Below are 25296 nucleotides of genomic sequence, written 5' to 3'. Positions count from 1 at the left end.
GCAAGCGAATGGAAAGTCTGGATCTGCGCGTGCTGGCCGATGCGCTGGCCTGGAAGCGCGGCGGCCACGCGGTCACGCTGGTCACGGTGGTGGAGACCTGGGGCAGCGCGCCTCGCCCGCCGGGGGCGCTGCTGGCCGTGCGCGACGACGGCGTGGTCAGCGGCTCGGTCTCGGGCGGCTGCGTCGAGGACGATCTGATCGCGCGTACCAAGGCTGCGTTTCACAGCGGGGCCGGTGCGCACGACACCGGCCTGCCGTCAATGATCGCCTACGGCGTGACCAAGGAGGAGGCGGCCCGCTTCGGCCTGCCCTGTGGCGGCACCTTGCGGCTGGTGCAGGAGCCGCTGCGCGAGACGGCCTGGATTGAGCAGCTGCTGGCGCACACCGCCGCCCACCGGCTGGTGGCACGCACGCTGCGGCTGGCCGATGGCGAGGTCACGTTGGCGGATGCCGTGCGAGGCCAGACCATGGCGTTCGACGGCAGCACACTCACGACGGTCTTCGGACCGAAGTGGCGTCTGCTGCTGATCGGCGCCGGCCAGCTGTCGCAGGCGGTGGCGCACATGGCCAGCGCGCTCGATTTCGAGGTGCTGGTGTGTGACCCGCGCGAGGAGTACGCCACTACCTTCACGATCGAGGGGGTGCAGCGTGTGCCGGGCATGCCTGACGACGTGGTGCGCGAGTTGCTGCCCGACGCCCACACCGCCATCGTGGCGCTGACGCACGACCCCAAGCTCGACGACATGGCGCTGCTCGAAGCCCTCAAGTCGGCGGCCTTTTACGTCGGTGCCCTGGGTTCCCGCCGCAACCAGGCTGTACGTCGGCAGCGCCTGGCCGAGCACTTCGACCTCAGCGCTGACGAACTGGCTCGCCTGCATGGTCCGGTGGGCTTGGCCATCGGCGCCAAGACGCCGGCCGAGATCGCGGTGTCGATCGTGGCCGAGATCGTGCAGGTGAAAAACGCGGTCGGCGCCGCGGTGGCACAGGCACCCGGCTGTACCACGGTCTGAATGCGGCCTGAAGCGTCCATGCCGCCGCCGGTGGTGATCGTGCTGGCCTCGGGCCGGGGCGAGCGCTTTCTCGCTTCCGGTGGCAGCACACACAAGCTGCAGGCCCTGCTCGGCAACAAGACCGTGCTGCAGCACACGCTGGATGCCGTGCGCGGCAGCGGGCTGCCTTTTTATCTGGAAGCGTCGGGCTCGCCCGGCATGGGGGATTCAATTGCGGCGGCTGTGCGTGCCAACTCGGAGGCCTCCGCCTGGCTGATTCTGCCGGCTGACCTGCCTTTGCTACAGCCCGAGACCATCCGCCGCGTGGCCGAAGCGCCGGCACAGCAGGCGGTGGTGCGGCCGGTGTACCAGGGGCGGCACGGCCACCCGGTGCGTTTTGCCCGCGCGCTCGGGTCGCAGCTCATGGGCTTAGAGGGAAATCAGGGCGCAGCCCTTATCGTCAAAGCGCAAGGTGCTACTGAATTGATAGTGGATGATGCCGGTTGCGTGACCGACATCGACACCGTGCAGGACCTGCAGCAGGTGCAGCAGATCCTGCAGGCACGCCAGCCCTGAGGCGGCGGCCGGTTTACATCCGCGTGATAACGGCGCAGGCCAGGCGCGGGCCGGCATTGCCGGTGGGCTGGGTGGTGTAGTCGTCCGGGTCGCGGTGCACGATCAGGCCGCGGCCCACGACATCGCTGCTGCCGCTGCCGATCGCGATGCTGCTGGATGCAAAGTTGAAACGCGCCACGCCATAGGCATCGGCCTTCAGGCTGGGCAGGTCACCCACGTGGTGCTCGCTGCCATCGTGCGCGCCGTGTTTTTTGCCCATGGGGTTGAAGTGGCCGCCGGTGCTCATGCCGTCGCCGCTGGAGCAGTCGCCTTTTTCGTGCACGTGGAAGCCGTGTTCGGCATTCGGTTTCAAGCCTCGTACCTCACCACTGACCAGCACCTGGTCGCCCTGCTGGGTGAAGCGTACCTCGCCGCTGGTGGTGTTGCCGCGCGTGGGCTGGAGCTGGGCCGAGGCGGTCGGGCCGGTCGGGGTGGCACAGGCCGTGAGCAGGGCGGCTGCGGCCAGGGGCATGAGAACACGGATCATGACAATCTCCTCAAAAAGTGGAAAGAACCGCTGCGACTGTAGGCCGGCACGCGGTTTCCGGCAAGCCGGCAGCCGCCCGACCCTGGCGCATCTCAGGTCATCGGGAACGGCTGCAAGGGCCGGCTGCTTTGACGGGCCAGCCATTCGCCCACCGGTGCCGGTTTGGCGAACAGATAACCCTGCAGGGCATCGCAGCCATGGGCCATCAGGAAGTCGGCCTGCTCACGCGTCTCCACGCCTTCGGCAACCACCTTGAGCCCCATGTGCCTGGCCATTGACAGGATCATCTTCACGATGGCCGTGTCGTTGGGGTCGGCCGGGGTGTCGTCGATGAAACTCTTGTCGATCTTGATCTCGTACAGCGGCAGCCGCTTGAGGTAGGCCAGGCTGGAGTAGCCGGTACCGAAGTCGTCGATCGAGAAACGGATGCCGAGTGCGGCCAGCGCGTTCATGCGTGCGATGGTCCGGTCCAGGTTCTCGATCAGCAGCCCCTCCGTGACCTCGAAGACCAGGTGGGCCGGGTTGGCACCGGTGCTTGCGAGCAGGTCGGACACATGCCGGACGAAACCGGACTGCCGGAACTGGCGTGGACTGACGTTGATTGACAAGGGCAGCGCGTGGCCCGCCGCCTGCAGATCGACCTGGGTGCGGAAAGCCTGGTCCATGACCCAGTGGCCCAGGCGCAGCATCAGGGGGCTGTCTTCGGCGACGGGGATGAATGACGAGGGGGGCACCTGGCCGCGTACCGGGTGCGTCCAGCGCAGCAGCAACTCGGCGCCGACGACCTGCCCCGAGCGGTCGACTTGCGGCTGCAGGTGCAGCGCCAGCTGGTTCTGGGTGATGGCCAGTGCCAGGTCGTGCTCGAGTGCTACGCGTTCTTCCACCTCCGATTGCATGGCCGCTTCAAAAAAGGCGATCCGATTGCGGCCGGCCGCTTTCGCCCGGTACATGGCCGTGTCCGCCTCGCGCAGCAGTTCGTCGGCGGACTGACCCTGCTTGGGCAGCAGGGTGACGCCGATGCTGGCGCTGGTGCTGTAGGGATCGCCGTTGATCATGAAGGGTTGCTCCAGGGCCTCCCGGACCTTGCTGGCCACCGCCATGGCGGACCGTCCGCCGGCATCGTGGTCTGCGGTCAGGTGGGTCGTCAGGATCACGAATTCGTCGCCACCCAGGCGGGCCACGGTGTCTTCCTCGCGCACCAGGGCGCCCAGACGCTGGCCGACGCTCACCAGCAGCGCATCACCGGCGGCATGGCCGCGCGCATCGTTGATGTTCTTGAAGCGATCGAGATCGAGGTAGAGGAGCGCCCCGATGACCGGAGAGCGCCGTGCCGACGCCAGCACATGCTCAAGCCGGTCCAGCAGCATGCGCCGGTTGGGCAGCCCCGTGAGCGTGTCGAAATAGGCCAGGCGGTGGATGTCCTCTTCGGCCTTCTTGCGTTCGGTGATGTCGCGCTCCACCGACACCCAGTGCGTGAGTTCACCCTGCTCGTTCGTGACCGGCACGATGTTCAGGTCGAGCCAGTACTCCTGGCCGTCCTTGGCGTAGTTGAGCAGCTCGGCATGCACCGGTTCCCGCTTGCCCAGCGCCGCCTTGATCCGGTCGAGCTCGGCCCGGCTGGTCCGGGGGCCCTGCAGCACGCGTGGTGTCTTCCCGATCACCTCTTCGCGTGCATAGCCGGTGCACCGTTCAAACGCATCGTTGACGAAAACAATGCGGGGTCCCGGCGCATCCAGGGGACTGGCCTCGGTGATCACGACCATGTCATTCAGGCGCGTCAGGGCCGTGCCGGTGAGCCGGAGGTCCTCGTTGGCCTTTTGCAGGTGGCTCTGGCCTTGTTCGAGTGATTTGGCAATCGCGCGTTGCCGTTCTAGCGAATTTTCCAGCTGGTTGAGCAGCACCGCGCATGAGATCGTGATGACCGAGTTGATGAACATGAAGTTGATCGTGATGACGATCCACTTCAGCAGCGGCTGGGACTCAAAACCCGGCAAGGGCAGGTCGGCATTGACGGCATAACCCAGGCCCAGCAGGCTGATGCCGTTGAGCACCAGGGCCAGCAAGGCCGGTCGCAGGCCCAGTAGCAGGGCGGCCATCACCGGGAAGGCCATCAGGTAGATCTGGCTGGCCGGGCCGATGTTCATGAGGAACCACATGCCCAGCAGATAGACCAGAACCAGCAGGTTCCAGGCGCGGAAACGGTAGGGCAGTGTGCGGTGGCGCCAGATGACGATCACCCAGGTCAGCGCGAAGGCGTCGATCCAGGCCACCGCCACCAGCCCTTCGCGCCAGGCGAGCAGCACGCTGGGAATGGCAGCCAGGCTGCCCAGGGTGACGATCACCAGCAGAATGGCCGAGAGAATGCGCTCTCGCCAGTTGTGCAATTCCTCGTTCTCCGCCTGCGGAGCCAGGAAGGTCTGCTGAAGGGTCTGAAACGCGGTCACTGTGTGTCTGCCCCCGTGGGTCACTGCCGCATGGTGCGGCAGCGCCAATGGGTACATCCTAACGCGGATGTCGGACGACGCGTGACGGGGCCGGGACGGGCCTCAGTGCTGGATCAGCTCGATCTTGTAGCCGTCCGGGTCGGTCACGAAGGCAATCACCGTGCTGCCGCCCTTGACCGGGCCGGCTTCGCGCGTGACATTGCCGCCGGCGGCCTTGATCTTCTCGCAGGCCGCGTACGCGTCGGGCACGCCAAGCGCAATGTGGCCGTAGGCTGTGCCCAGTTCGTAGCTTTCCACGCCCCAGTTGTAGGTCAGCTCGATCTCGGCCTGGCCGGGGTTGCCGCCGTCAAAGCCGAGAAAGGCCAGCGTGTATTTGTACTCGGGGTTCTCGGAGGTGCGCAGCAGTTGCATGCCCAGCACCTGGGTGTAGAAGTCGATCGAGCGTTGCAGATTGCCAACGCGCAGCATGGTGTGAAGCAGTCTCATGGTCGGGATGATGCCGGAATTTCAAAAACAAGGCAGGTTGTGGTGGCATGAGCATACAGCGTGCCGTCGGGGCCGACCAGGCGTGCCTCGGCCGTGGCCAACTGGCGGCCGCAGTGGATAACGCGGCCCTCGGCCCGCACGCGTGCCACCTTGGGTGTCAGCGCCTTGACCAGGTTCACCCCCAGCTCGGCCGTGGTGTAGGCGCGTCCGGGCGGCATCATGGTGTGAACTGCACAGCCCAGTGCCGAGTCGAGCAGGGTGGCAAACCAGCCGCCATGCACCGTGCCCATGGGGTTGAAGTGCTGCGGCCCGGGGGTGCCCTGGAAGACCGCGCGCCCGGTGTCGATCTCGACCAGCAGGAAGTCCAGCGTGCGCGCAATCGGCGCGTAGGGCAGCTCACCACGCAGCATGGCCTGCATCATCTCCAGACCGTTCTTGCCGCCGATCTGCGCCGGGCTGGCCACGCCCGGGCCGGGGCCGGCGTCCAGCCGCTGGCGCGTGGCGGCTTCCTCGGCCAGCCACTGATCAAGGGTGTTTGCGGGTGTCGGGGTTGAGTCCATGCCGTGCTCCTGGTTATTGCATATACAACAATTGTAGATACAATCAAACCATGAAACTTGTCACACAAGCGTCAAGTGCACAGGTGATGAAACCGCAGGGCTGTACCAACTTCAAGCTGCGCCAGCTGATGCGCCGTGTGGCGCAGTACTACGACGCCGAGCTCGTCAAGGCCGGCCTCAAGGTGACCCAGTACTCGCTGCTGTCCTATGTACTCAAGCTGGGGCCGATCCGTCCCGGCGCGCTGGCGCAGACCATGAAGATGGATGCCTCCACGCTGACGCGCAACCTCAAGCCGCTGATCGAGGCCGGTTGGCTGGTGCTGGGGGCTGGCTTGGATGGGCGCAGCCGGCTGGTCAGCATCACCGAGAGCGGCCGTGAGAAACGGCAGGAGGCGCAGCGCCGCTGGCGTGTGGCGCAGGACGGTCTCAACGAGCGGCTGGGCATCGAGCGTGTGCTGGCCCTGCATGCCCTGATTGACGATGCGCTTGAACTTTTATCTCCCCTCGAACCAGGAGTCGACGATGACCCGTACTGACAAGACGCACAGCCCACGCGCGATGATCTGGCTCGTGCTGCTCGCGGCGGCCGGCACGTTTGCCCTGACCATGGGCACGCGGCAGACCATGGGCCTGTTTCTGAGTCCGCTCAATACCGCCACCGGTCTGGGCATTGGCAGCATCAGCCTGGCGTTTGCCTTCGGCCAGCTCTGGTGGGGGCTCACACAACCGTTTGCCGGCGCCATGGCCGACAGGATCGGCGCCGGCCGTGTACTGTTCGCCGGTGTGCTGCTGGTGGCGCTGGGCACCTTTTTGACGCCGCTCATGACGAGCAGCGCCGGTCTGATCCTGGCCATCGGCGTGCTGGCCGCAGGTGGGGCCGGCATGGCCGGGCCGGCCGTGTTGATGGCCGCCACGGCACGCCTGATCCCCTTGGAAAAACGCGGCCTGGCCACGGGCATTGTCAACGCGGGCGGGTCCCTGGGCCAGTTCCTGATGGCGCCGATTGCGGGCGCACTGATGGTCAGCCAAGGCTGGGGCAATGCCATGCAGATCATGGGCCTGCTGGTGCTGCTGGCATTGCCGGCTGCGTTGGTGCTCAAGGGCAACTCGCGGCAGTCGGCGCCGGCCGGCCACCCGCCGGTCGGTACGCTGGATGCCATCCGGTCCGCGCTGAAGAACAAAAGTTATCTGATGCTGGCGGCAGGCTTTTTCGTCTGTGGTTTTCACGTGGCGTTTCTGGCCACGCATTTGCCGGGTGTGATTGCCGCTTGCGGCTTGCCGGTGCAGTTCGGTGCCTGGTCGCTGGCCATGCTGGGGCTGTTCAACATCGTGGGCAGCGTGACCATGGGGTGGGCTGTGGGGCGCTGGCGCATGAAGTCACTGCTGTCGCTGTTGTATGCCACGCGCGCCTTGGCGGTGCTGCTGTTCCTGCTGGCACCCAAGACCGGTGCTGTGATGCTGGTGTTCGCCGCCGTCATGGGCCTGACCTTTCTCTCCACCGTGCCGCCGACGGCCGGTCTGGTGGCCAAGTTCTTCGGCACCGCCAACATGGCCACGCTGTTCGGCGTTGTCATGCTGACGCACCAGATCGGCGGTTTCCTGGGGGCCTGGCTCGGCGGCAAGGTGTTCGAAGCCACCGGCAACTACGACTGGGTCTGGTACATCGACATCATGCTGGCCATCGGTGCCGCACTGATTCACCTGCCGATCCGCGAGGCGCATTTGCCGAAACTGGGCCAGGTTGCCAAGGCGGCTGCCTGAGCTGGGTTGTTCAGTGCCTTGTCACGGGGATGGTCGGGTCATGTCAGCCGGTCGCACCCAGGTGTCGAACTCACTTTCGGAGATATAACCAAGTGCGACCGCCGCTTGCTTGAGTGTGCAGCCCTGGCGGTGTGCCTGTTTGGCGATCTCGGCGGCCCGGTCGTAACCGATGTGCGGCGTCAAGGCTGTCACCAGCATCAGGGAGTGCTCCATCAGTTCGTCGATGCGTGAGCGGTTGGCTTCGATGCCGCGCACGCAGTGCGCTTCGAAGCTGCTCATGCCGTCGGCCAGCAGGCGCACACTTTGCAGGAAGTTGTGGGCGATCAAGGGCTTGAACACATTGAGCTCGAACTGGCCTGCGGCACCACCGACGTTGATGGCGACATCGTTGCCGAACACCTGGCAGCACAGCATGGTGAGTGCCTCGCACTGGGTCGGGTTCACCTTGCCCGGCATGATGGAACTGCCGGGTTCGTTTTCCGGGATGCTGAGTTCGCCCAGACCCGAGCGCGGGCCGGAGGCCAGCCAGCGGATGTCGTTGGCGATTTTCATGAGCGCGGCGGCCAGCGTCTTGAGTGCGCCATGCGCCGACACCAGCGCATCATGGGCGGCGAGTGCGGCAAACTTGTTGGCCGCGCTGGTGAAGGGCAAGCCGGTTGCCCGAGCCAGTTCTGCCGCGACACGCGCGCCGAATTCGGGATGCGTGTTCAGCCCGGTCCCGACCGCCGTGCCGCCGACGGCCAGCTCAAGCAGGGCTGGCAAGGTGGCGCGAAGAGCGCTTTCGGCGTGGGTCAGCTGTGCCACGTAACCGGAGAACTCCTGGCCCAGTGTGAGCGGCGTGGCGTCCTGCAAGTGGGTGCGGCCGATCTTGACGATGCCGGCGAAAGCCTGTGATTTGTTTTCCAGTTGCGTCCGCAGCGTGTGCAGCGCCGGCAGCAGCTGCCCCTCAATCTGCAGGCAGGCCGCCAGGTGCATGGCGGTGGGGAAGATGTCGTTGGACGACTGCCCGAGGTTGACCTCGTCATTGGGATGGACCTGTCGTCCCTCGCCCCGCATGCCACCCAACAGCTCGGAGGCGCGATTGGCCAGCACCTCGTTCATGTTCATGTTGCTCTGCGTACCCGAGCCGGTTTGCCATACGGACAGCGGAAACTCGAGGGCATGCTGGTTGGCCAGCACTTCTGTTGCCGCGGCCACGATGGCATCGGCTTTTTCACGCTGCAGCAGGCCAAGTTCGCCATTGATGCGGGCACAGGCCTGCTTGGTGCGGGCCAGTGCCATGAGCAGTTCGAGCGGCATGCGCTCGGACGAAATGTGGAAGTGCTGGAGCGAGCGCTGCGTTTGCGCGCCCCACAGACGATCGGCCGCCACCTCGATGGGGCCGAAGGAGTCGCGCTCAATTCTGCTGGTCGCCATGTCGAGCCCCTTTCGGTTGCGGACCGGGCAGCCCAGCAAAGCCGGCTTGACCCGTCGACAGGACTCATTATGAAGCGGCTTGATGCGCTCAAGGTGCAAGGGGCCAGCGCAGTTTCAGCCAGGGGCCAAAACGATTCAGTGCAGGCGCCAAGCCGCAGGCAATTTCTTGCCCGCGGTGTGTTCTTGCTTAGCGGCCGTAGGAGCCGCCACCGGAGTTGCGGGGACCACGGCCACCGCCGAAGCCACCCCCACTGCCGCCGCCGTAACCGCCGCCACCACCATTGCGGTTGCGCTGGCCTCCGCCGAAACCGCCACGACGACCACGCTCGGCCATCATGTCGACGCTGGTACGCATCGGGTCAGGTTGGGCTGATGCGCGTTGTGCGTTCTGGCGCGGCTCGTCGCTGCGGGCAGGCCGGCCTTGGCCTTGGGAGCCACGGGCGCCCTGGTTGCCGGGTTGACCGCCACCCTGGTTGCGCGGTTTGCCGCCGCCATTACCACCGGGCTTGCGGGCACCACCGTTGTTGCCGCCACCGGTGCGTTCACCCTGGCCGGCCTTGTTGTCGCGGATGCGCTGCATCATCTCGGTGCGAGCGGCCTTGGCGGCCGCCTGCATGACGTCGCGGCTCGGCGGTTTGCCGGCGCCACCCCAGATGGTCTGGCGGCCCATGGCAATCGGTTCGGCCTTTTCGCCCGGCTCGGGGCCGAAGCCCTCGACCACCTGCACCTCAATCTTCTGCTTGGTGAAGCGTTCGATGTCGGCCATGAAGCCTTCTTCGTCCAGGCACACCAGGTTGACGGCTTCGCCACTGGAGCCGGCACGGCCGGTGCGGCCGATGCGGTGCACATAGTCTTCGCTGACGTTGGGGATTTCGTAGTTCACCACGTGCGGCAGCTCGTCGATGTCGATGCCACGCGCCGCGATGTCGGTGGCCACCAGGGCACGGATCGTGCCGCTCTTGAAGCCGGCCAGCGCCTGGGTGCGGGCGCTCTGACTCTTGTTGCCGTGCAGCGCCATGGCGGTGATGCCGTTCTTTTCCAGGAACTCGGCCACGCTGTTGGCGCCGAACTTGGTGCGGGTGAACACCAGCACCTGGCTCCAGTTGTGCTGCTGGATGATGTGGGCCAGCAGGGCCTTTTTCTTGCCGCGGCCGACCGGGTGGATGACCTGGGTGATGCGCTGCACCGTGGTGTTGCGCGGCGTGACCTGCACGCTCTGCGGGTTTTTCAGCAAGCTGTTGGCGAGGTCGCGGATCTCGTCGCTGAAGGTGGCGGAGAACAGCAGGCTCTGCTTTTCCTTCGGCACCAGGGCCAGCACTTTCTTCACGTCATGGATGAAGCCCATGTCGAGCATGCGGTCGGCTTCGTCCAGCACCAGGATCTGCACCGTAGACAGGTCGAGGAAACCTTGTTGCTGCAGGTCGAGCAGACGGCCCGGGGTGGCCACCAGGATATCGACGCCCTTTTTCAGGCGGCTGATCTGCGGGTTCATGCCGACACCGCCGAAGACGACGGTAGAGGTCAGTTGCAGGTACTTGCCATAGGCCTGAACGGATTCTTCCACCTGGGCGGCGAGTTCGCGCGTCGGCGTCAGCACCAGGGCACGGATGCCGGTGCCGCCAAATTTGTTCTGGGCGCTGCGGCTCATGGTCAGGCGGTGCAGCAGCGGCAGGGTGAAGGCGGCGGTCTTGCCGGTGCCGGTCTGGGCGCCGCCCAGCAGGTCGTGGCCTTCGAGCACCAGCGGGATGGCCTGGGCCTGGATCGCGGTGGGAGTCTCGTAGCCTTGCTCGCGCACAGCCTTCAGGATGGCCGGAGCCAGTTTCAGATCTTCAAAGTTCATTGTGATGGCGCCCATCCGGGCGCAGGGATATCGGCCTGTTCAGGTATCGCAATACCTGGCCAGTCAAAGGCAGATAGGATTCAAAAGAGAGGCCGGATCGATGAGTTGATCAGCGGGAGGGCCCACCAGCAGGGTGCTGGCGTTGCGGGCAACTGGAGCGCCACAACAGACCGTATTGTCGCATGCTTCGGGCGTTTGTGTCGGCGGGTGTCCAAATTCGCTCAATTTGACTCTGCGGTAACAAGTTGTTGCGTGGTGGCTTGGTACGGTCTTGCAACTGGGAGAATTGAAACACCGCCGGCTGGTCCGGCTCTGCCATGCGACCTGGTTGATGAAGAAACACTTGATACGGCGACTCGGCGTGTCGGACGATCCGAACGGTCCGCGCCCCTCACTGCAAGACTGCATTGAGGCTGTGCTTGCGCAGTCCGATGTCCTGATCGAGGATGCCCTCCAAGGGCTGGAAAGTGCATCGGGCCAGGCCAAGCCGAAGGTGGCGCAGATCAATTACCGCCAGATCAGCCAGCCGGCAGTGGCGCAATTGCGGCATGACTTCGATGCCGTGCGCGCCACGTTTGGCGTGCAGTTGCGTCTGGCGATCTACCACAGTGGCGCACAGGATTCCGCCCGTGAAGCGAGCATGCGTTTTGACGACCTGCAACTGCTTGACGAGCAGCAGATCGACGCCAACATCGAGTTTGCGCTGGCACAGCAGGAGATCCAGTTCGCCGTTGATGACCTGCTGCCGCAGTTGCATGCGCTGGTCAGCCGCCTGCTGGGCTGGATGACCGTGCAGCCGCATCTGAACCCGCTCAAGCCGGAGGCCTTTGCCCGCGCCCTGCGCGAAACCCTGCGGCAGCATGTGCCGGATGAGCAGGCCCGCACCGGGCTGATCACTCCGGCGGCGGGTTTCATGGGGGCCAGCCTGCATCGCCTGTACAAGGAGTTGCTTGACTGGTTGCGTTCGCACGGCATCGAGCAGGTGGGCACGCCGCATGCGGCGTCCGGGCGCCGCAAGAAAAGCGACAACCCGGTCAGCCGCACCATGCTCACCTTGCGCAAGCTGCGCCGCCTGTTGTCGGGAGAACTGGACGACACGGCAGAGAATAACGGCGCTGACAGCCGGGCGCTGGAGTTCCCCCACACCGTACCGACGCCGCTGGAAGCGCTCGAAGAAATGCAGATGGTCGAGCCGCTCATGAAACGCCTGAGCCAACGGGCGCCTGTGGCCACGCCGGCCGTGCACGAGGATCGCCCCGCTGCGGGTCACGGCCCACAGTTGGGGCGCCAACTGGGCGAGGAGGTGGTGCGCCTGATGCTGGACAACCTGGCCCAGGACCAGCGCCTGCTGCCTGCAATCCGGGGTCAGGTCCAGAAACTGGAGCCGGTGCTGCTCAAGCTGGCACAGTCCGATCCGCGTTTTTTCAACGACCGCAAGCACCCGGCGCGCCAGTTGCTGGACAAGCTGACCCACCGCAGTCTGGCGTATCTGACCGAAAACGACGAAGGCTTCGATGCCTTCTTCCAGTCGGTGGCCGTGTCGGTGCGCGAGCTGGCTGCCAGTGAAGGCGGGAGTGAAGACTTCGCGCGGGCATTGCAGCGGCTGCAGGCGCAGTGGGCACAGGCCGGTGCGGGGCAGTTGCCGCGGCAGGTCGAGGCAGCACGTGCCTTGCTGCATGCGGAGCAGCGCAACCTGCTGGCACAACGGCTGGCCGCCGGCTTTGAGGCCCGGATGCAGTCGCAGCAGGTGCCGGAACGTGTGGCCCATTTTGTTGGCGGCCCCTGGGCGCAAGTGGTGGCCGAGTCGCAACTGACCAGCGCCGGCGGAACCGAGGATGTCGAGGGTTATCTGGCGCTGGTGGACGATCTGGTCTGGAGCGTGCAGGTGCATCAGGCGCGGCGCAACCGGGCCCGTCTGGCACGGCTGGTGCCGACGCTGCTGGACAAGCTGCGCCAGGGCCTGCAAAGCATTCGTTATCCGGAAGATCGTATTGCGCAGTTTCTGGACGATCTGATTGCCCTGCATGAGCAGGCGTTGGCAGGTTCGTCACCCAAGGCGCCGGGCAACGCTCTGATGGACCAGACCACGTCAGCGGTCAATCCAGCCGCCACGCCGGTGTCGTCGCACGAGCGGGCCCCAGAGGCCGATGCCGAGGACCGTCACAGCGAGCGCCCCGACGAAGCTGCCGATGAAGGCTTCTGGGTGGCCGAGGATGAGGCCAGCGAAGCCGGCTACCTGCCTGAGGACGATGTGGTGCCCCCCAGCCCGGTGGGGGTGCTGGCGCATGATTGGAGCGTGGCCGATCTGGCCGTGGGGGCCTGGGTCGAGCTGATGCTGAGCGAGGAGTGGGTGCGCGCCCAACTGACTTGGACCAGCCCGCACCGCACGCTGTTCATGTTCACCTCGGTCAAGGGCCTGGCGCATTCCATGACCCGCCGCACCATGGACCGGCTGCGCAACCGTGGCCTGATCCGTGTCGTGTCCGACGGCCACGTGGTCGACCATGCGCTGGACGCCGTGGCCCAGGCCGCATTGCGCAACGAACAGGCACAGCCTGCAGACGACGCCTAGGCCGGGCGGGGCTGCGCCAAATGGCCCGGCGGGGGATAATACGGGTTTTATTCCCCCGCAGAACTATTACTAGATGGCCCAATACGTCTTTTCCATGAACCGCCTCGGCAAGATCGTGCCGCCGAAGCGTCACATCCTCAAGGACATTTCCTTGAGCTTCTTCCCCGGCGCCAAGATTGGCGTGCTCGGCCTCAACGGCTCGGGCAAGTCCACGCTGCTCAAGATCATGGCTGGCGTCGACAAGGAATTCGAGGGCGAGGCCATTCCCATGGCCGGCCTGAAGATCGGTTACCTGCCACAGGAGCCGCAGCTCGACCCGAACGAGACCGTGCGGCAGGCCGTTGAAGGCGGCATGGGCGAAACCAAGGCCGCGCAGGCGCGACTGGAAGAGGTCTATGCGGCCTACGCGGACGAGAACGCCGACTTCGACGCGCTGGCGGCCGAGCAGGCCAAGCTCGAAGCCATCATTGCCACCGCCGGCGATGCCGGCGACCACCAGCTGGAAATCGCGGCCGACGCGCTGCGCCTGCCGCCCTGGGATGCCGTCATCGGCAAGCTCTCCGGCGGCGAGAAGCGCCGTGTGGCGCTGTGCCGCCTGTTGCTGTCCAAGCCCGACATGCTGCTGCTCGACGAGCCGACCAACCACCTGGATGCCGAGTCGGTGGACTGGCTGGAGCAGTTCCTGCAGCGCTTCCCCGGCACCGTGGTCGCCATCACCCACGACCGCTACTTCCTGGACAACGCCGCCGAGTGGATTCTGGAGCTCGACCGCGGCCACGGCATCCCGTACAAGGGCAACTATTCCTTGTGGCTGGAGCAGAAGGAAGCGCGCCTGGAGCAGGAGCAGAAGACCGAAGACGCCCGCACCAAGGCCATGAAGAAAGAGCTGGAGTGGGCGCGCCAGAACCCCAAGGGCCGCCAGGCCAAGAGCAAGGCCCGTCTGGCCCGCTTCGAGGAACTGTCGGATTACGAATACCAGAAGCGCAACGAGACGCAGGAGATCTTCATTCCCGTGGCCGACCGCCTGGGCAATGAAGTCATCGAGTTCAAGAACGTCAGCAAGTCCTTCGGCGACCGCCTGCTGATCGACAACCTGAGCTTCAAGGTGCCTGCGGGCGCCATCGTCGGCATCATCGGCCCCAACGGTGCCGGCAAGTCGACCCTGTTCAAGATGATCGCCGGCAAGGAAACGCCGGACAGCGGCGAGGTCAAGATCGGCCAGACCGTCAAGATGGCCTTCGTCGACCAGACGCGTGACGACCTGGCCAACGAGAAGACCGTGTGGGAAGACATCTCCGGCGGTCTCGACATCCTGACCGTGGGCAAGTTCCAGATGCCCAGCCGCGCCTACTGCGGCCGTTTCAACTTCAACGGCGGCGACCAGCAGAAGAAGGTCGGCATGCTCTCCGGCGGTGAGCGCGGCCGCCTGCACCTGGCCAAGACGCTGATCGCCGGGGGCAACGTGCTGCTGCTGGACGAGCCATCCAACGACCTTGACGTCGAAACCCTGCGTGCGCTGGAAGACGCGCTGCTGGAGTTCGCCGGCTCGGTCATGGTCATCAGCCACGACCGCTGGTTCCTGGACCGCATCTGTACCCACATCCTGGCTGCCGAAGGCGACAGCCAGTGGGTGTTCTTCGACGGCAACTACCAGGAGTACGAGGCCGACAAGAAGAAACGCCTGGGTGAAGAGGGCGCCAAGCCGCACCGCGTACGCTTCAAGGCCCTCAAGTAAGCGGCATACCCCCGGGCCGGCGCCGGCCCGGTTGTCAGGACTCGGCGGCGTCGGGTTTGCTGCGGGCAAATTCCCGGCGCAATTGCGCCAGCTTGTCCAGGCCGGCGGCAATGCGGGCATTGACCGAGCCTTCCGGCATGTTGCCTTGTGCATCCGGTGCGCCCGCGGGCAGACCGGTCAACAACGCCAGTGCTTCATCAACGCTGCTCACCGCCCAAATGCGGAAACGGCCGGCGCGCACCGCGTCCACCACTTCGGGCCGCAGCATCAGGTGGCAGACGTTGCTGCTCGGGATCAGAACGCCCTGCTCACCCGTGAGGCCGCGCGCCGCACAGATCTCGAAGAAGCCTTCGATCTTCTCGTTGATGCCGCCCACCGGCTGCACCACGCCGAACTGGTTGACCGAGCCGGTGACGGCCAGCGATTGCTTGAGCGGCACGCCGGCCAGCGCCGACAGCAGCGCCGTCAGCTCGGCCAGCGAGGCACTGTCACCTTCCACGCCGCCGTAGGACTGCTCGAACACCAGACTGGCCTTGAGCGACAGCGGCATGCGCCAGCCGAAGCGCGAGGCCATGAAGGCCGAGAGGATCAGCACGCCCTTGGAGTGGATCGGCCCGCCAAGCTTGACTTCACGCTCGATGTCGATCACCTCGCCGTCACCCACCCGCACGGTGGCGGTGATGCGCACCGGATGGGCAAAGGTGCTCTCGCCCAGCACGATCACGGCCAGGCCGTTGACCTGGCCAATGTGTTCGCCCGCGGTGTCCACCAGGATCTGGTCGCGCAGGATCTGCTCCTGGTAGCGTTCCCGGATACGCTCATGGCGCCGCTGGTGGGCGGTCAGCGCTGCTTCCACATGCGCACGTTCAATCAGCGGTGCTTTGGCTTCACCGGCGACATGGTTCGCCTCGCGCATCAGGTCGTCCAGCGGCTGGGTCTGCGTGGACAGGCGCTGTGCGTCACTGGCCAGGCGTGCCGCGTGCTCGATGATGCGGGCCACTGCGGTGCTGGAAAGCGGGCGCAGCTGGTTGCGCCGCGCCAGTGTGGCGATCAGACGGGCGTAGGCGGCGGTGTTGTCCGGGCTACGCTCGATCTCGCTTTCCATGTCGGCGTTGATCTTGAACAGGGCCGGGAAGTCCGGGTCGTACTGGCTGAGCAGGTAGTACACCAGGCGCTCGCCGATCAGCACGATCTTCAGATCGATCGGCACCGGCTCCGGCTCCAGTTGCACGGTGCTGGTCAGGCCGATCAGGTCGGACAGCGATTCGATGCGCACCGAGCCGGACTTCAGGCAGCGCTTCAGCCCTTCCCAAGCATAGGGCTGCGACAGCACTTTCATGGCATCGAGCACCAGAAAGCCGCCGTTGGCCCGGTGCAGCGCACCGGCGCGGATCAGCGTGAAGTTGCTGATCAGCGTGCCCATGTGCACCACGTTCTCGATGCGTCCGAGCAGGTTCTGCAGGGTCGGGTGGTCTTCGTAGACCACCGGACGGGCACCGCTGGCCGGGTTCTCCACCAGCAGGTTGACCAGGTAGCGTTGCACCGAGATCGAGCCGGAGTAGGTGGTGGTTTCGGTGTCGCCCTCGCTTTGGGAGGAGGCACGCAGCGATTCGCCGCTTTCGATGATGTCCTGCAGCACGGCGTCGAGGTAGCTGCCGACCTCGGGCAGATCGGTGTAGGGCGGCTTGAGGTCTTCCACCATGTGTGTCACGGTGGCACGCAGCGCATCGCTGCCCGCCTCCTTCATGCGGCTGAGCGCTTCCTGACGCCAGCGCGGGAACTCGCTCAGGAGCTTGTGCAAGCGCTCATGCAGCATCTTCATGTGCTCGGCGAATTCATTCTTGCGCTCTTCCGGCAGCTTCTCGAACTCCTCCGGCGAGTAAGGTGTCTCACCATCCTTCATCGGCGCCATGACAAAACCGTTCGGTGTGTGCACCAGGCCGATGCTGAGTTGTGTGGCCTCGTCGCCCAGCGCCTTGAGGGCCGCCATCTCGCGTTGCTTAGCTTCTTCCTGCAGGGCCTCGATGCGGGCGCGGTAGGCATCGCTCTGGAAGACGGCGTTGATGGCTGGCGTCAGCGCCTCGACGAACTGCTGCATGTCGTCACGCAGCCGTGTGCCGCGGCCACACGGCAGGCGCAACAGGTCCGGGCGTGTGGCATCGGTAAAGTTGTAGACGTAGCACCAGTCGGCTGGCGGCTGGCCGCTCTGGCGCTCGGCCTCCAGCAATTGCTGGATGATGGCGTGGCGGCCGCTGCCGGTCTCGCCCAACACAAACAGGTTGTAGCCCGCGTGCGGCATGTCGAGGCCCAGGTGCATCGCTTCCATGGCACGGCCGTGGATCTGCGCGGCATCGAGATCCGGCAGTTCCGCAGTGCTGGCAAAACGCAGCGTGGCGGGGTCGCAGGCGGTGTACAGGACCTCAGGCAGGAGCGGCGCGGCAATGGGCATCGTGGGCTTGGCGCAGTTCAGTCGTTGTGTGCAAGCATAAACCCACGATGGCTTTGGGACCACGCCTGTGTGGCCTGGAATCAACAGGCTGTCGCCCGTCTGCCATGTCGGCCTGCCCTGCGCTCAGGAGGCAGGGAGCAGATCGACAGCGGCAGGCCAGGTCTGCTCGTTCACCGTCAGGCTTTGCGCCGCGCGCGCGGCGTTCACGACGGCACGTGCCGTGACCTCGGCCGCCAGCGTGGCCAGCAGCAGCATGCTGGCGTTCTTGCCACTGCGGCCGGTGGCCAGCGCAAACAGCGTGTCGCCGTCAAGCATGGTGTGTACCGGGTTGATGGCGCGCGCCAGTCCGTCGTGGCTGACCTGCGCCAGGCGCTGTGCCTGCGGTTTCGTCAGCACGGCATCGGTGGCCACCACGCCGATGGTGGTGTTGGTGCCGGCCAGCAGATTCTGCGGCAACTCGCCTTTGACCATGGCGTCGCGGCTGCCCAGCAAGGCCTTGCCATCTGACGTGCGCGCGCCGGCTATTGCCTGGCCGGTGCTCGGGTCGATCACATCGCCCACGGCATTGCAGACGATGAGCGCCGCCACGGTGATGCCCTCCACGCAAAGGGAGGCGGTACCGATGCCCCCCTTCATGGCGCGCGGCATGCCGAACAGCTTGCCGACCAGGGCACCGGTGCCGGCACCCACATTGCCTTGGGCCGGCGGCTGGCGGCTGGCCACCAGGCAGGCCTGGTAACCGGCTTGTGCATCGGGGCGAATGCGGGCATCGCCGACGCCGAGGTCGAACACCACCGCGGCCGGCACGATGGGCACCAGGCCGTAGCCCGTGCTCAGGCCAATATGGTTCTCTTCCAGCCAGCGCATCACGCCGCTGGCGGCATCCAGCCCCCAGGCGCTGCCGCCTGACAAGGTGATGGCGTGCACCTTGTCCACCAGGTTGGACGGCTGCAACAAGTCGGTTTCGCGTGTGCCCGGCGCGGCACCGCGTACATCGACACCGGCCACCGCGCCATCGCGTGCCATCACCACGCTGCAGCCGGTAGGGCGGCGTGTCTCGGTGAAATGGCCGACCTCGATGCCGGCGACATCGGTGAGAAAGCCGGGGTAGAGGGGGTGGGCAGTGCTCATGACGCAGATTATGCGCAGTCCGTGTTTCAGGCGTAGAGTAGGCGCTGTGCCACGGTGCGAGGCAAGAGGAGTTCGGACATGTTCAATGGCTATGACTACTACTACGGCCACATGGCCGGCATGCACGCCTTCTGGTGGATCTTCTGGATCGTCCTGATCGTGGCGTTGCTGTTCTGGCGTCGCGATCGTTGGCGGGGACCGCACAGGACATCGCGTGAAACGCCGCACGAGGTGCTGCGCCGCCGGCTGGCAGCAGGGGAGATCACCCCCGAAGACTACGAGCGCCGCAAAACCCTGCTGGACCGCGACGGCGCTTGAACCTTCCGGTGCCTACCGGTTACCCCGGTCTTCGTCCCAATGGAAGCGATGCAACAGCCGGTGCACCACCGGTGTCAGCATGATGCCCATGACGGCAATGAAGGCCAGGCCGGCATACAGCGCATACAGGCCGGCAAAGAGCTTGCCTGCTTCGCTCAGGTCGGCTGTCTTGACCGGCCCCATGCCACCCAGCAGCATGGCGGCGTTGACGAAGGCATCCAGCCACGACATCTGTTCGTAATGGTGGTAGCCCAGCATGCCCGCCAGCAGGGAGACGGCGATCAGTGTTGCGGCCAAGGCCGCATGCCCCAGCAGCCGCAGGGTGAACTGTTTCCTGGGGATGGGGGGAATGTGGCGTGGCTCGTACATGTGGTGGGTGTGTGACGGATGCGTGCGGGTAGCCGGAGCAGATCCGTCGCGCCATCAGGACAGGAGGACAAGGAGCAGTCCGATGGTGGCGGGCACTGCCTGGATGAAGAGGATCTTGCGGCTGGCGGTGGCGGCACCGTACAGGCCGGCCACCAGCACGCAAGCGAGGAAGAACACCTTGACCCCCAGGCCGCCGGCGCCGAGGCTCAGGCCCCAGAACAGGCCGGCCGCCAGAAAGCCGTTGTACAGACCCTGGTTGGCGGCCAGGACCTTGGTGGCTGTTGCCGCCTCCTGGGTCTGGCCGAAGGCACGCAGCCCGGCGGGCTTGTCCCACAGAAACATTTCGAGCACGAGGATGTAGACGTGCAGGAGGGCAATCAGGCCGACGACGATATTGGCGATGAGGGACATGGTGGTTCCTTGGGTTGTTGCGCTTGAGGTGAACGGTGGTTGAAAACAGACGTTGAGGGTGGTCCGGTACGGGGACACGATCGATCCAGGGTTGACCTAGCCGATCTTGGCACCTTTTTCGGCCAGCAGGGCGCGAAGTACCGAGCGATGGCAGTGGGCTTCGTCTTCGCAATAGCAGCCAACGGAAAAGTTGCCGGTGTGAGACAGGGCCGCAAGCACCTCCAGCGTGCGCGTCGCCTCGGGCGTGGCCATCTCGGCCCGGTACTTCTTGCTGAAGGCAGCCCACTGCGCCGGCGTGTCGGCCTGTTGTCCCAGTTTCATGGTCTCGACACTCGGCGCCAGGTTGGGGTACCAGACGTCGTACCAGTTCTGTGACGCAAACTCGGACTTGGGGACCCCGCGTGGCGGGCGGCGCACGGTGCCGATGCGCACGCCTTCGTCGGCGGCACGGTCACTGCCCAGTTGGACGATGCGAACGGTCATGGTGGTTCTCCTGTCTGTGGTGCCTGACGCCTGGCGGGGCCTTGTGGCGGGCGTCTACCTCATGCATACGGTGTGCCGTCCTTGTGGACGAATTGCCACTTCCCGGCGACGAGCATGGCCTTGAGATCGTCATCGGGGTAGCTGACTTCATCACCCGGTGTCCGGTCACCCACCTCAAGGTACACCACTTCCTCGCCAGTCTCATTGACCAGGCAGTGCCCGTTGCCTGTGCCGGCCTTGAACCCTGCGCACATGCCGGGCGACAGCTGGGTTCGCCCTTCGTCGGTGTGCAGCGTCGGCCGCCCCTGCAGGATGTAGATGAACTCGTCCTGCCGGCTGTGCGCATGACAAAGCGCCGACGTGGCGTGGGGTGCCAGACGCGTGAGGTTGACGCCAAAGTTGCCGAGGCCGAAGACATCGCCCAGCTGGCGTTTCTCCCGGCCGGCCATGCGCGAGGCGAAGGGCTCGGGATAGGCCGAGGGTTTGCTGCGTGGCATGACGTCGGTCGCCATGATGGCGACGGGATGCTGCTTTTCTGGCCTGTCTGACATGTGACCTCGCGAGACGAACGGTAAAAACCGGAAGTATGGATTCTGCCGCCTGCGATGGCCTCTGACCTGACGCTGGTCATCATTCGCAGGCTCTTCTGGAAGCCGGCTTGTTGCCTGGGAAGTTGATCGATATACTGTACAAATAAACAGTATCAAGGCAACCATGAAAACCGGTCACCCCTTCCCGCACTACCTCTATCGCCTGGCTCTGACCACCGCGTGCCATCCCCTGCAGTGACGCCATGGCCGAGTTCACCCTCCCGTTGACCGCCCTCAAGGGGCGCGGCGCGGCCGCGCGTGTGGCGCACCGCTTCGAGCAAGAGGCACGCGCGGCGTTCGACGATGGCTGGTTGACCTGGGATGAAACCTTGCAGGGCGAGGCCACCAAGCCGCAGACCGAGGTGCGCTGGGAGGACGCGCGCAGCGCCATCATGGCCAACGATTCGCCGGACATTGCCTTCGACTATTCCATCAACCCCTACCGCGGCTGCGAGCACGGCTGCAGTTACTGCTATGCGCGGCCGACGCACAGCTACCTCGGGCTGTCGCCGGGGCTGGACTTTGAGACGGTGATCATTGCCAAGCGGGGGCTGGCGGCGCTGTTGCGCAAGGAATTGATGCGGCCCGCATATCGACCGAGCATGATCGTCATCGGCTCGGTGACCGACTGCTATCAGCCGGTGGAGCGCGAGCTGAAGATCACGCGCTCGCTGATCGAGGTGCTGCAGCAGGCGCGCCATCCGTTTTCACTCGTTACCAAGTCCAGCGGCGTGGAACGCGACCTGGACCTGATCGCGCCGATGGCGGCCGACCATCTGGTGGCGATCTACGTCACCATCACCACACTCGACGGTGAACTGGCGCGCCAGCTGGAGCCGCGCGCTGCCTCGCCGCAGCGACGGCTGCGCACCATCCGCACACTGGCCGAGGCCGGCGTTCCGGTGGGCGTGAGTGTGGCGCCGCAGATCCCCTTCATCAACGACGACATGGAGCAGGTGCTGGAAGCGGCAGCCGCGGCCGGCGCGAAAAGCGCCTTCTACACCGTGCTGCGCCTGCCGTGGGAGCTGAACGAGGTGTTCCAGCAGTGGCTGGCCGTGCACTACCCACAGCGCGCGGCGCGCGTGATGGCGCGCGTCCGCGAGATGCGCGGCGGCCAGGACTACGACAGCAACTTTGCCACCCGCATGACCGGCAGCGGCCTGTGGTCGGAGCTGATCCACCAGCGCTTTCACAAGGCCTGTGCCCGCCACAGCCTGAACCGCGAGCGTCTGGCGCTGGATCTGTCGCAGTTCCGCCCCGGCCTGGCGGCGGGGCAGGGTTGCCTGTTCTAGCGCGGTGTGCGCTAGTTCTTCACCGGCTCCAGGGTGAGCACGAGGTAGGCGCCGCCCACCTTGTCGGCCGTGAAGCGCACCTTGTCACCGGCCTGTACCTGCTCCAGCAGCGCTGCATCTTTCACCTGGAACACCATGGTCATGGGCGGCATGTCAAGGTTCTTGATCTGACCATGCTTGAGCGTGATCTTCTTCGCCGCCTTGTCCACCTTGCGCACTTCGGCTTCTGTCATGTCGCTGGCGCTGCTGGCAGTGGTGTGGTGGCTGTCATGTCCGCTGTCTTGGCTCTGCGCCAGGGCGTGGCCAGTGCCCAGCAAGAGAGCAAGGCTCAGGGCAAGGGTGTGTGCTTTCATCTTCATGGCGTTCCTTCAACGGTAAGACTGGTAAACGGAGGCGCTGCCGCTGCGCTGCACCAGCAGCACGTCATACGGGTCTTTGCGGCCGCCGTATTCGGGGCCGTCCATGCCGGGAGAACCCACCGGCATGCCGGGCACGGCCAGGCCCAGGGCACGCGGTTTCTCTTTCAGCAGGCGCTGGATGTCGCGCGCCGGCACATGGCCCTCGAGCAGGTAGCCGCCTACCAGCGCGGTGTGGCAGGAGCCGAACTTGTCGGCCAGGCCCAGGCGCTGGCGGTAATCGCGCTTGGCGGCGTCGCTGACGTCGTGCGTTTTCACCTCGTAGCCGTTGCTTTGCAGGTGCCGGATCCAGTCGTGGCAGCAGCCGCAGGTGGGCGTTTTCCAGACCTCGATCACGGGTTGGCTGCCGGTGGCGCTGCGGGCCAGCAGCGGCAGGGCGCCCAGCGCGGCGGCCAAGCCCCCTTGCAGCAGTGTGCGGCGGCGCAGGTGTTCAGTGGTGTTGACCATGGTTCATCTCCATCATGGGGTGGTGTTGCATGTTGTGCTGTTTGCCCGGGTGCATCGGCATGGCGCTGCCGTAGCCGCGCAGCGTCTGGTAGCGCTCGATCTGCTGTGGCGTCAGCAGGGCGGCTTGCGCCAGATGGGTTTGCAGATGTTCCGCGCGCAACTGTGCCAGTTTCTCGCCAGCCGTGCGGGTGAGCTGGTTCAGCAAATCGGGGTTGATGCTGTGGTTGGCAAAGGCCTGGTCGAGCGCGCGCTCGGCCTCGATCAACTCGGCGCCCAGGCGGCGCGCCTCGGCCTTGTGCTGCGTCAGCAGCGCCTGCGATTGGGTGCGCTGTTCGTCGCTCAGCTTCAGTTCGCTGGCCAGCTCCAGCGTGTGCAGGGGGCCGGGGTAGCCATTGAGTTCGGCTGCCTTGGCAAAGCCGTGGCCCTGGCCATGTTGATAGGCTTTCATGTCGTCATCGGACAGCGCCTTGATCTCGCGTTGCTGCTGGCCGGCGTAGGGTTGGCTGTGCATGCCACTCGACATGCCGCCGTGCATGCCGTGCTGCATGCCATGGATGACAGGTTGGGGCACGGCCGCGGCGGGTGGGGTGGCCGGTTTGTTCTTGCCCGCCTTCGAAGCGAGAACGCGGATCGTGCCCTTCATGCCGGCCTGGTAGTGGCCGTCGATCAGGCAGGCGAATTCGAAGTCGCCGGCCCGGTTGAAGGTCCAGACCAGGTGGCCGGTCTTGCCCGGTGCCACGTGCACCATGTGCGGCTCGTCGTGTTCCATGCCCGGGTGCTTCTGCATTAGGACTGCGTGTTCCGCCAGTTCCTGCGGCGTGCCGAGCACCAGCTCGTGTTGCACCTTGCCGGTGTTGCGCAAGGCCAGGCGCACGGTCTCGCCTTCCTTCACCTCGATGCGCGCGGGCGTGAAGCGCATGGTGTCCGACATGCGGAGGGTGATGGTGCGCGTGACGGCCTTGGTCTCGCCGGCGATGCCCCAGGGTTTTTGCTCTGCTGCCGCGTGCATCGGCTGCCCGTGTCGGGGTTCATGGCCAAACGAGGCGTTGGCCCCCGTCAATAATGCGCAAATAGCTATGAATTTGATAGCATTCATGGTGTTCCTCAGTGCTCTGAATGTGAATGGGGTTTGACCGCCTTGAATTCGGCGGGTGCCGTGCTGGCGGCCGGGGTCGTCTGGCGTTTGGGTTCGGGCAGGGTGGCACCCCACTCGTAGGCCCGGGTGCCGGCCGGCTGCTTGAACCAGCCCGGGTCTCGGTAGTCACCGGGCTTCTGGGTCTTGCGCACCTTCACGGTGGTGAACATGCCACCCATCTCGAGCGGGCCGTAGGGGCCGGCGCCGGTCATCATGGGCAGGGTGTTGTCGGGAATGGGCATTTCCATCTCACCCATGTCGGCCATGCCGCGTTCGCCCATCACCATGTAGTCGGGCACCAGTTTCTGGATCTTCTGTACCAGACCGCGGTGGTCGACGCCGATCATGGTCGGCACGGCGTGGCCCATCGGGTTCATGGTGTGGTGGCTCTTGTGGCAGTGGAACGCCCAGTCGCCTTCCTCGTCCGCCACGAACTCGACCTGCCGCATCTGGCCGACGCCGATGTCGGTCGTCACCTCCGGCACGCGCGCGGCCAGCGGCCAGGGTCCGCCGTCGCTGCCGGTCACGCTGAATTCGTGGCCGTGCAGGTGGATGGGGTGGTTGGTCATGGTCAGGTTGCCGACGCGGATGCGCACCTTGTCGCCCAGCCGCACGTTGAGCGAGTCGATGCCGGGGAAGGCGCGGCTGTTCCAGGTCCAGAGGTTGAAGTCCAGCATGGTGTTGACCTTCGGCGTGCTGCTGCCGGGCTCGATGTCGAAGGCATTGAGCAGGAAGCAGAAGTCGCGCTGCACCTCGCTGATGAGCGGATGCTGGCCCTTGGGGTGCGTGACCCAGAAGCCCATCATGCCCATGGCCATCTGTGTCATCTCGTCGGCATGCGGGTGGTACATGAAGGTGCCGGGCCGGCGCGCCACGAACTCGTAGACGAAGGTCTTGCCGACCGGGATCTGCGGCTGCGTCAGGCCACCCACACCGTCCATGCCGTTGGGCAGGCGTTGGCCGTGCCAGTGGATGGTGGTGTGCTCGGGCAGCTTGTTGGTGACGAAGATGCGCACACGATCGCCTTCCACCACTTCGATGGTGGGGCCGGGGCTCTGGCCGTTGTAGCCCCACAGTGTGGCGCGCATGCCGGGGGCGATTTCGCGCACCACCGGTTCGGCCACCAAGTGGAACTCCTTCACGCCCTAGTTCATGCGCCAGGGCAAGGTCCAGCCGTTGAGCGTGACCACTGGGTTGTAGGGCCGGCCCGTCGTCGGGTGCAGCGGCGGCGCCGTGTCGGGTTTGTCCATCACCACCGGCTCGGGCAAGGCGGCCATGGCCACCTTGCTGACGGAGGCAGCCGCGACGGCTGTCATGGCAGCGCCACCGAAAAATTTGCGTCGATTCATG

22 protein-coding genes and 2 pseudogenes are annotated in these 25296 nt (G+C 65.5%); 8 read left to right on the top strand and 16 right to left on the bottom strand.

The features are described from left to right. Positions 1-8: 8 nt before the first annotated feature. Both CDE01S_RS03485 and CDE01S_RS03480 read left to right on the top strand, forming a co-directional pair. The gene (locus CDE01S_RS03485; protein ID WP_066703766.1) at positions 9-1010 is read left to right on the top strand and encodes an XdhC family protein; all 1002 of its coding nucleotides are present in this window, start codon (positions 9-11) and stop codon (positions 1008-1010) included. Next, positions 1011-1565: a nucleotidyltransferase family protein gene (locus CDE01S_RS03480; protein ID WP_066703762.1), complete on the top strand. Its 555-nt coding sequence runs from the start codon at positions 1011-1013 to the stop codon at positions 1563-1565. A 13-nt stretch (positions 1566-1578) separates the two neighbouring features. On the opposite strand, the gene CDE01S_RS03475 is transcribed toward CDE01S_RS03480, so the two are convergent. The 4 genes from CDE01S_RS03475 to CDE01S_RS03460 form a co-directional block, all read right to left on the bottom strand. Next, entirely contained in the window at positions 1579-2091 is a 513-nt protein-coding gene (locus tag CDE01S_RS03475; RefSeq protein ID WP_066703759.1) for a superoxide dismutase family protein, read from the bottom strand. 92 nt (positions 2092-2183) lie between these two features. Further along, positions 2184-4475 carry a putative bifunctional diguanylate cyclase/phosphodiesterase gene (locus CDE01S_RS03470; protein WP_245636100.1) on the bottom strand — a complete coding sequence of 764 codons (2292 nt, stop codon included), beginning with the start codon at positions 4473-4475 and terminating at the stop codon, positions 2184-2186. A 162-nt stretch (positions 4476-4637) separates the two neighbouring features. After that, a complete protein-coding gene (gloA, locus tag CDE01S_RS03465; protein ID WP_066703755.1) occupies positions 4638-5021 on the bottom strand; it encodes a lactoylglutathione lyase in 384 nt (127 codons plus the stop codon). Further along, the gene (locus CDE01S_RS03460; protein ID WP_066703753.1) at positions 5018-5581 is read right to left on the bottom strand and encodes a PaaI family thioesterase; all 564 of its coding nucleotides are present in this window, start codon (positions 5579-5581) and stop codon (positions 5018-5020) included. The genes gloA and CDE01S_RS03460 overlap by 4 nt, the downstream gene beginning before the upstream one ends. A gap of 50 nt (positions 5582-5631) precedes the next feature. Here CDE01S_RS03460 and CDE01S_RS03455 point away from each other — a divergent pair, with 50 nt between their 5' ends. Continuing rightward, positions 5632-6117 carry a MarR family winged helix-turn-helix transcriptional regulator gene (locus CDE01S_RS03455; RefSeq protein WP_066703751.1) on the top strand — a complete coding sequence of 162 codons (486 nt, stop codon included), beginning with the start codon at positions 5632-5634 and terminating at the stop codon, positions 6115-6117. Beyond that, positions 6104-7342 (top strand): MFS transporter, encoded by a 1239-nt coding sequence (locus tag CDE01S_RS03450; protein ID WP_066703749.1) that lies wholly within the window; start codon positions 6104-6106, stop codon positions 7340-7342. Before CDE01S_RS03455 ends, CDE01S_RS03450 begins: the two co-directional genes overlap by 14 nt. Before the next feature lie 21 nt (positions 7343-7363). Here CDE01S_RS03450 and fumC read toward each other — a convergent pair whose 3' ends face one another. After that, positions 7364-8758, bottom strand: a complete 1395-nt coding sequence (fumC, locus tag CDE01S_RS03445; RefSeq protein WP_066703909.1) for a class II fumarate hydratase — start codon at positions 8756-8758, stop codon at positions 7364-7366. A gap of 187 nt (positions 8759-8945) precedes the next feature. Beyond that, a complete protein-coding gene (locus CDE01S_RS03440; protein ID WP_066703907.1) occupies positions 8946-10598 on the bottom strand; it encodes a DEAD/DEAH box helicase in 1653 nt (550 codons plus the stop codon). 331 nt (positions 10599-10929) lie between these two features. Here CDE01S_RS03440 and CDE01S_RS03435 point away from each other — a divergent pair, with 331 nt between their 5' ends. Together CDE01S_RS03435 and ettA are read left to right on the top strand one after the other, a co-directional pair. After that, entirely contained in the window at positions 10930-13170 is a 2241-nt protein-coding gene (locus CDE01S_RS03435; protein WP_084382678.1) for a DUF1631 family protein, read from the top strand. Positions 13171-13243: 73 nt separating this feature from the next. Next, the gene (ettA, locus tag CDE01S_RS03430; RefSeq protein WP_066703745.1) at positions 13244-14905 is read left to right on the top strand and encodes an energy-dependent translational throttle protein EttA; all 1662 of its coding nucleotides are present in this window, start codon (positions 13244-13246) and stop codon (positions 14903-14905) included. 34 nt (positions 14906-14939) lie between these two features. Here ettA and CDE01S_RS03425 read toward each other — a convergent pair whose 3' ends face one another. Both CDE01S_RS03425 and CDE01S_RS03420 read right to left on the bottom strand, forming a co-directional pair. After that, positions 14940-17354, bottom strand: a complete 2415-nt coding sequence (locus CDE01S_RS03425; RefSeq protein WP_066703743.1) for a Lon protease family protein — start codon at positions 17352-17354, stop codon at positions 14940-14942. A gap of 123 nt (positions 17355-17477) precedes the next feature. Beyond that, entirely contained in the window at positions 17478-18485 is a 1008-nt protein-coding gene (locus CDE01S_RS03420; protein WP_066703741.1) for a P1 family peptidase, read from the bottom strand. 78 nt (positions 18486-18563) lie between these two features. Here CDE01S_RS03420 and CDE01S_RS03415 point away from each other — a divergent pair, with 78 nt between their 5' ends. Then, positions 18564-18803, top strand: coding sequence for an SHOCT domain-containing protein (locus CDE01S_RS03415; protein WP_245636099.1), 240 nt, complete (start codon positions 18564-18566; stop codon positions 18801-18803). A 12-nt stretch (positions 18804-18815) separates the two neighbouring features. Here the strand turns inward: CDE01S_RS03415 and CDE01S_RS03410 are convergent, their stop codons facing one another. The 4 genes from CDE01S_RS03410 to CDE01S_RS03395 all read right to left on the bottom strand — a co-directional run bounded on the left by CDE01S_RS03410 (position 18816) and on the right by CDE01S_RS03395 (position 20578). After that, positions 18816-19172 (bottom strand): hypothetical protein, encoded by a 357-nt coding sequence (locus CDE01S_RS03410; RefSeq protein WP_066703739.1) that lies wholly within the window; start codon positions 19170-19172, stop codon positions 18816-18818. 54 nt (positions 19173-19226) lie between these two features. Further along, complete coding sequence (locus tag CDE01S_RS03405) at positions 19227-19583, bottom strand: DUF1304 domain-containing protein (RefSeq protein WP_066703736.1); 357 nt, start codon at positions 19581-19583, stop codon at positions 19227-19229. 96 nt (positions 19584-19679) lie between these two features. Beyond that, entirely contained in the window at positions 19680-20066 is a 387-nt protein-coding gene (locus CDE01S_RS03400) for a DUF488 domain-containing protein (protein ID WP_066703734.1), read from the bottom strand. A gap of 59 nt (positions 20067-20125) precedes the next feature. After that, positions 20126-20578, bottom strand: coding sequence for a cupin domain-containing protein (locus tag CDE01S_RS03395; protein WP_281179338.1), 453 nt, complete (start codon positions 20576-20578; stop codon positions 20126-20128). Positions 20579-20859: 281 nt separating this feature from the next. Here CDE01S_RS03395 and CDE01S_RS03390 point away from each other — a divergent pair, with 281 nt between their 5' ends. Further along, entirely contained in the window at positions 20860-21948 is a 1089-nt protein-coding gene (locus CDE01S_RS03390; protein ID WP_066703728.1) for a PA0069 family radical SAM protein, read from the top strand. Positions 21949-21959: 11 nt separating this feature from the next. Here CDE01S_RS03390 and CDE01S_RS03385 read toward each other — a convergent pair whose 3' ends face one another. The 4 genes and pseudogenes from CDE01S_RS03385 to CDE01S_RS03370 all read right to left on the bottom strand — a co-directional run bounded on the left by CDE01S_RS03385 (position 21960) and on the right by CDE01S_RS03370 (position 25295). Next, complete coding sequence (locus CDE01S_RS03385) at positions 21960-22301, bottom strand: copper-binding protein (protein ID WP_218016496.1); 342 nt, start codon at positions 22299-22301, stop codon at positions 21960-21962. A gap of 15 nt (positions 22302-22316) precedes the next feature. Next, complete coding sequence (locus CDE01S_RS03380) at positions 22317-22811, bottom strand: DUF411 domain-containing protein (protein ID WP_066703722.1); 495 nt, start codon at positions 22809-22811, stop codon at positions 22317-22319. A gap of 616 nt (positions 22812-23427) precedes the next feature. Further along, positions 23428-23907: pseudogene (locus CDE01S_RS18965) on the bottom strand (cupredoxin domain-containing protein); the annotation flags it as partial. An 8-nt stretch (positions 23908-23915) separates the two neighbouring features. After that, positions 23916-25295: pseudogene (locus tag CDE01S_RS03370) on the bottom strand (multicopper oxidase family protein). Between the last annotated feature and the right edge of the window lies 1 nt (position 25296).

It is taken from the genome of Curvibacter delicatus NBRC 14919, assembly GCF_001592265.1.
Taxonomy (GTDB): Bacteria; Pseudomonadota; Gammaproteobacteria; order Burkholderiales; family Burkholderiaceae_C; genus Hylemonella; species Hylemonella delicata.
Note: the sequence above shows the minus strand (reverse complement) of the source record. Positions and strands in the feature narration are given on the sequence as shown.

Bases quoted from the DNA above. Each gene is read 5' to 3' on its own strand.
- CDE01S_RS03485 (WP_066703766.1), top strand. From the start codon at position 9: ATGGAAAGTCTGGATCTGCGCGTGCTGGCCGATGCGCTGGCCTGGAAG.
- CDE01S_RS03480 (WP_066703762.1), top strand. From the start codon at position 1,011: ATGCGGCCTGAAGCGTCCATGCCGCCGCCGGTGGTGATCGTGCTGGCC.
- CDE01S_RS03475 (WP_066703759.1), bottom strand. From the start codon at position 2,091: ATGATCCGTGTTCTCATGCCCCTGGCCGCAGCCGCCCTGCTCACGGCC.
- gloA (WP_066703755.1), bottom strand. From the start codon at position 5,021: ATGAGACTGCTTCACACCATGCTGCGCGTTGGCAATCTGCAACGCTCG.
- CDE01S_RS03460 (WP_066703753.1), bottom strand. From the start codon at position 5,581: ATGGACTCAACCCCGACACCCGCAAACACCCTTGATCAGTGGCTGGCC.
- CDE01S_RS03455 (WP_066703751.1), top strand. From the start codon at position 5,632: ATGAAACTTGTCACACAAGCGTCAAGTGCACAGGTGATGAAACCGCAG.
- CDE01S_RS03450 (WP_066703749.1), top strand. From the start codon at position 6,104: ATGACCCGTACTGACAAGACGCACAGCCCACGCGCGATGATCTGGCTC.
- fumC (WP_066703909.1), bottom strand. From the start codon at position 8,758: ATGGCGACCAGCAGAATTGAGCGCGACTCCTTCGGCCCCATCGAGGTG.
- CDE01S_RS03440 (WP_066703907.1), bottom strand. From the start codon at position 10,598: ATGAACTTTGAAGATCTGAAACTGGCTCCGGCCATCCTGAAGGCTGTG.
- CDE01S_RS03435 (WP_084382678.1), top strand. From the start codon at position 10,930: ATGAAGAAACACTTGATACGGCGACTCGGCGTGTCGGACGATCCGAAC.
- ettA (WP_066703745.1), top strand. From the start codon at position 13,244: ATGGCCCAATACGTCTTTTCCATGAACCGCCTCGGCAAGATCGTGCCG.
- CDE01S_RS03425 (WP_066703743.1), bottom strand. From the start codon at position 17,354: ATGCCCATTGCCGCGCCGCTCCTGCCTGAGGTCCTGTACACCGCCTGC.
- CDE01S_RS03420 (WP_066703741.1), bottom strand. From the start codon at position 18,485: ATGAGCACTGCCCACCCCCTCTACCCCGGCTTTCTCACCGATGTCGCC.
- CDE01S_RS03415 (WP_245636099.1), top strand. From the start codon at position 18,564: ATGTTCAATGGCTATGACTACTACTACGGCCACATGGCCGGCATGCAC.
- CDE01S_RS03410 (WP_066703739.1), bottom strand. From the start codon at position 19,172: ATGTACGAGCCACGCCACATTCCCCCCATCCCCAGGAAACAGTTCACC.
- CDE01S_RS03405 (WP_066703736.1), bottom strand. From the start codon at position 19,583: ATGTCCCTCATCGCCAATATCGTCGTCGGCCTGATTGCCCTCCTGCAC.
- CDE01S_RS03400 (WP_066703734.1), bottom strand. From the start codon at position 20,066: ATGACCGTTCGCATCGTCCAACTGGGCAGTGACCGTGCCGCCGACGAA.
- CDE01S_RS03395 (WP_281179338.1), bottom strand. From the start codon at position 20,578: ATGGCGACCGACGTCATGCCACGCAGCAAACCCTCGGCCTATCCCGAG.
- CDE01S_RS03390 (WP_066703728.1), top strand. From the start codon at position 20,860: ATGGCCGAGTTCACCCTCCCGTTGACCGCCCTCAAGGGGCGCGGCGCG.
- CDE01S_RS03385 (WP_218016496.1), bottom strand. From the start codon at position 22,301: ATGAAAGCACACACCCTTGCCCTGAGCCTTGCTCTCTTGCTGGGCACT.
- CDE01S_RS03380 (WP_066703722.1), bottom strand. From the start codon at position 22,811: ATGGTCAACACCACTGAACACCTGCGCCGCCGCACACTGCTGCAAGGG.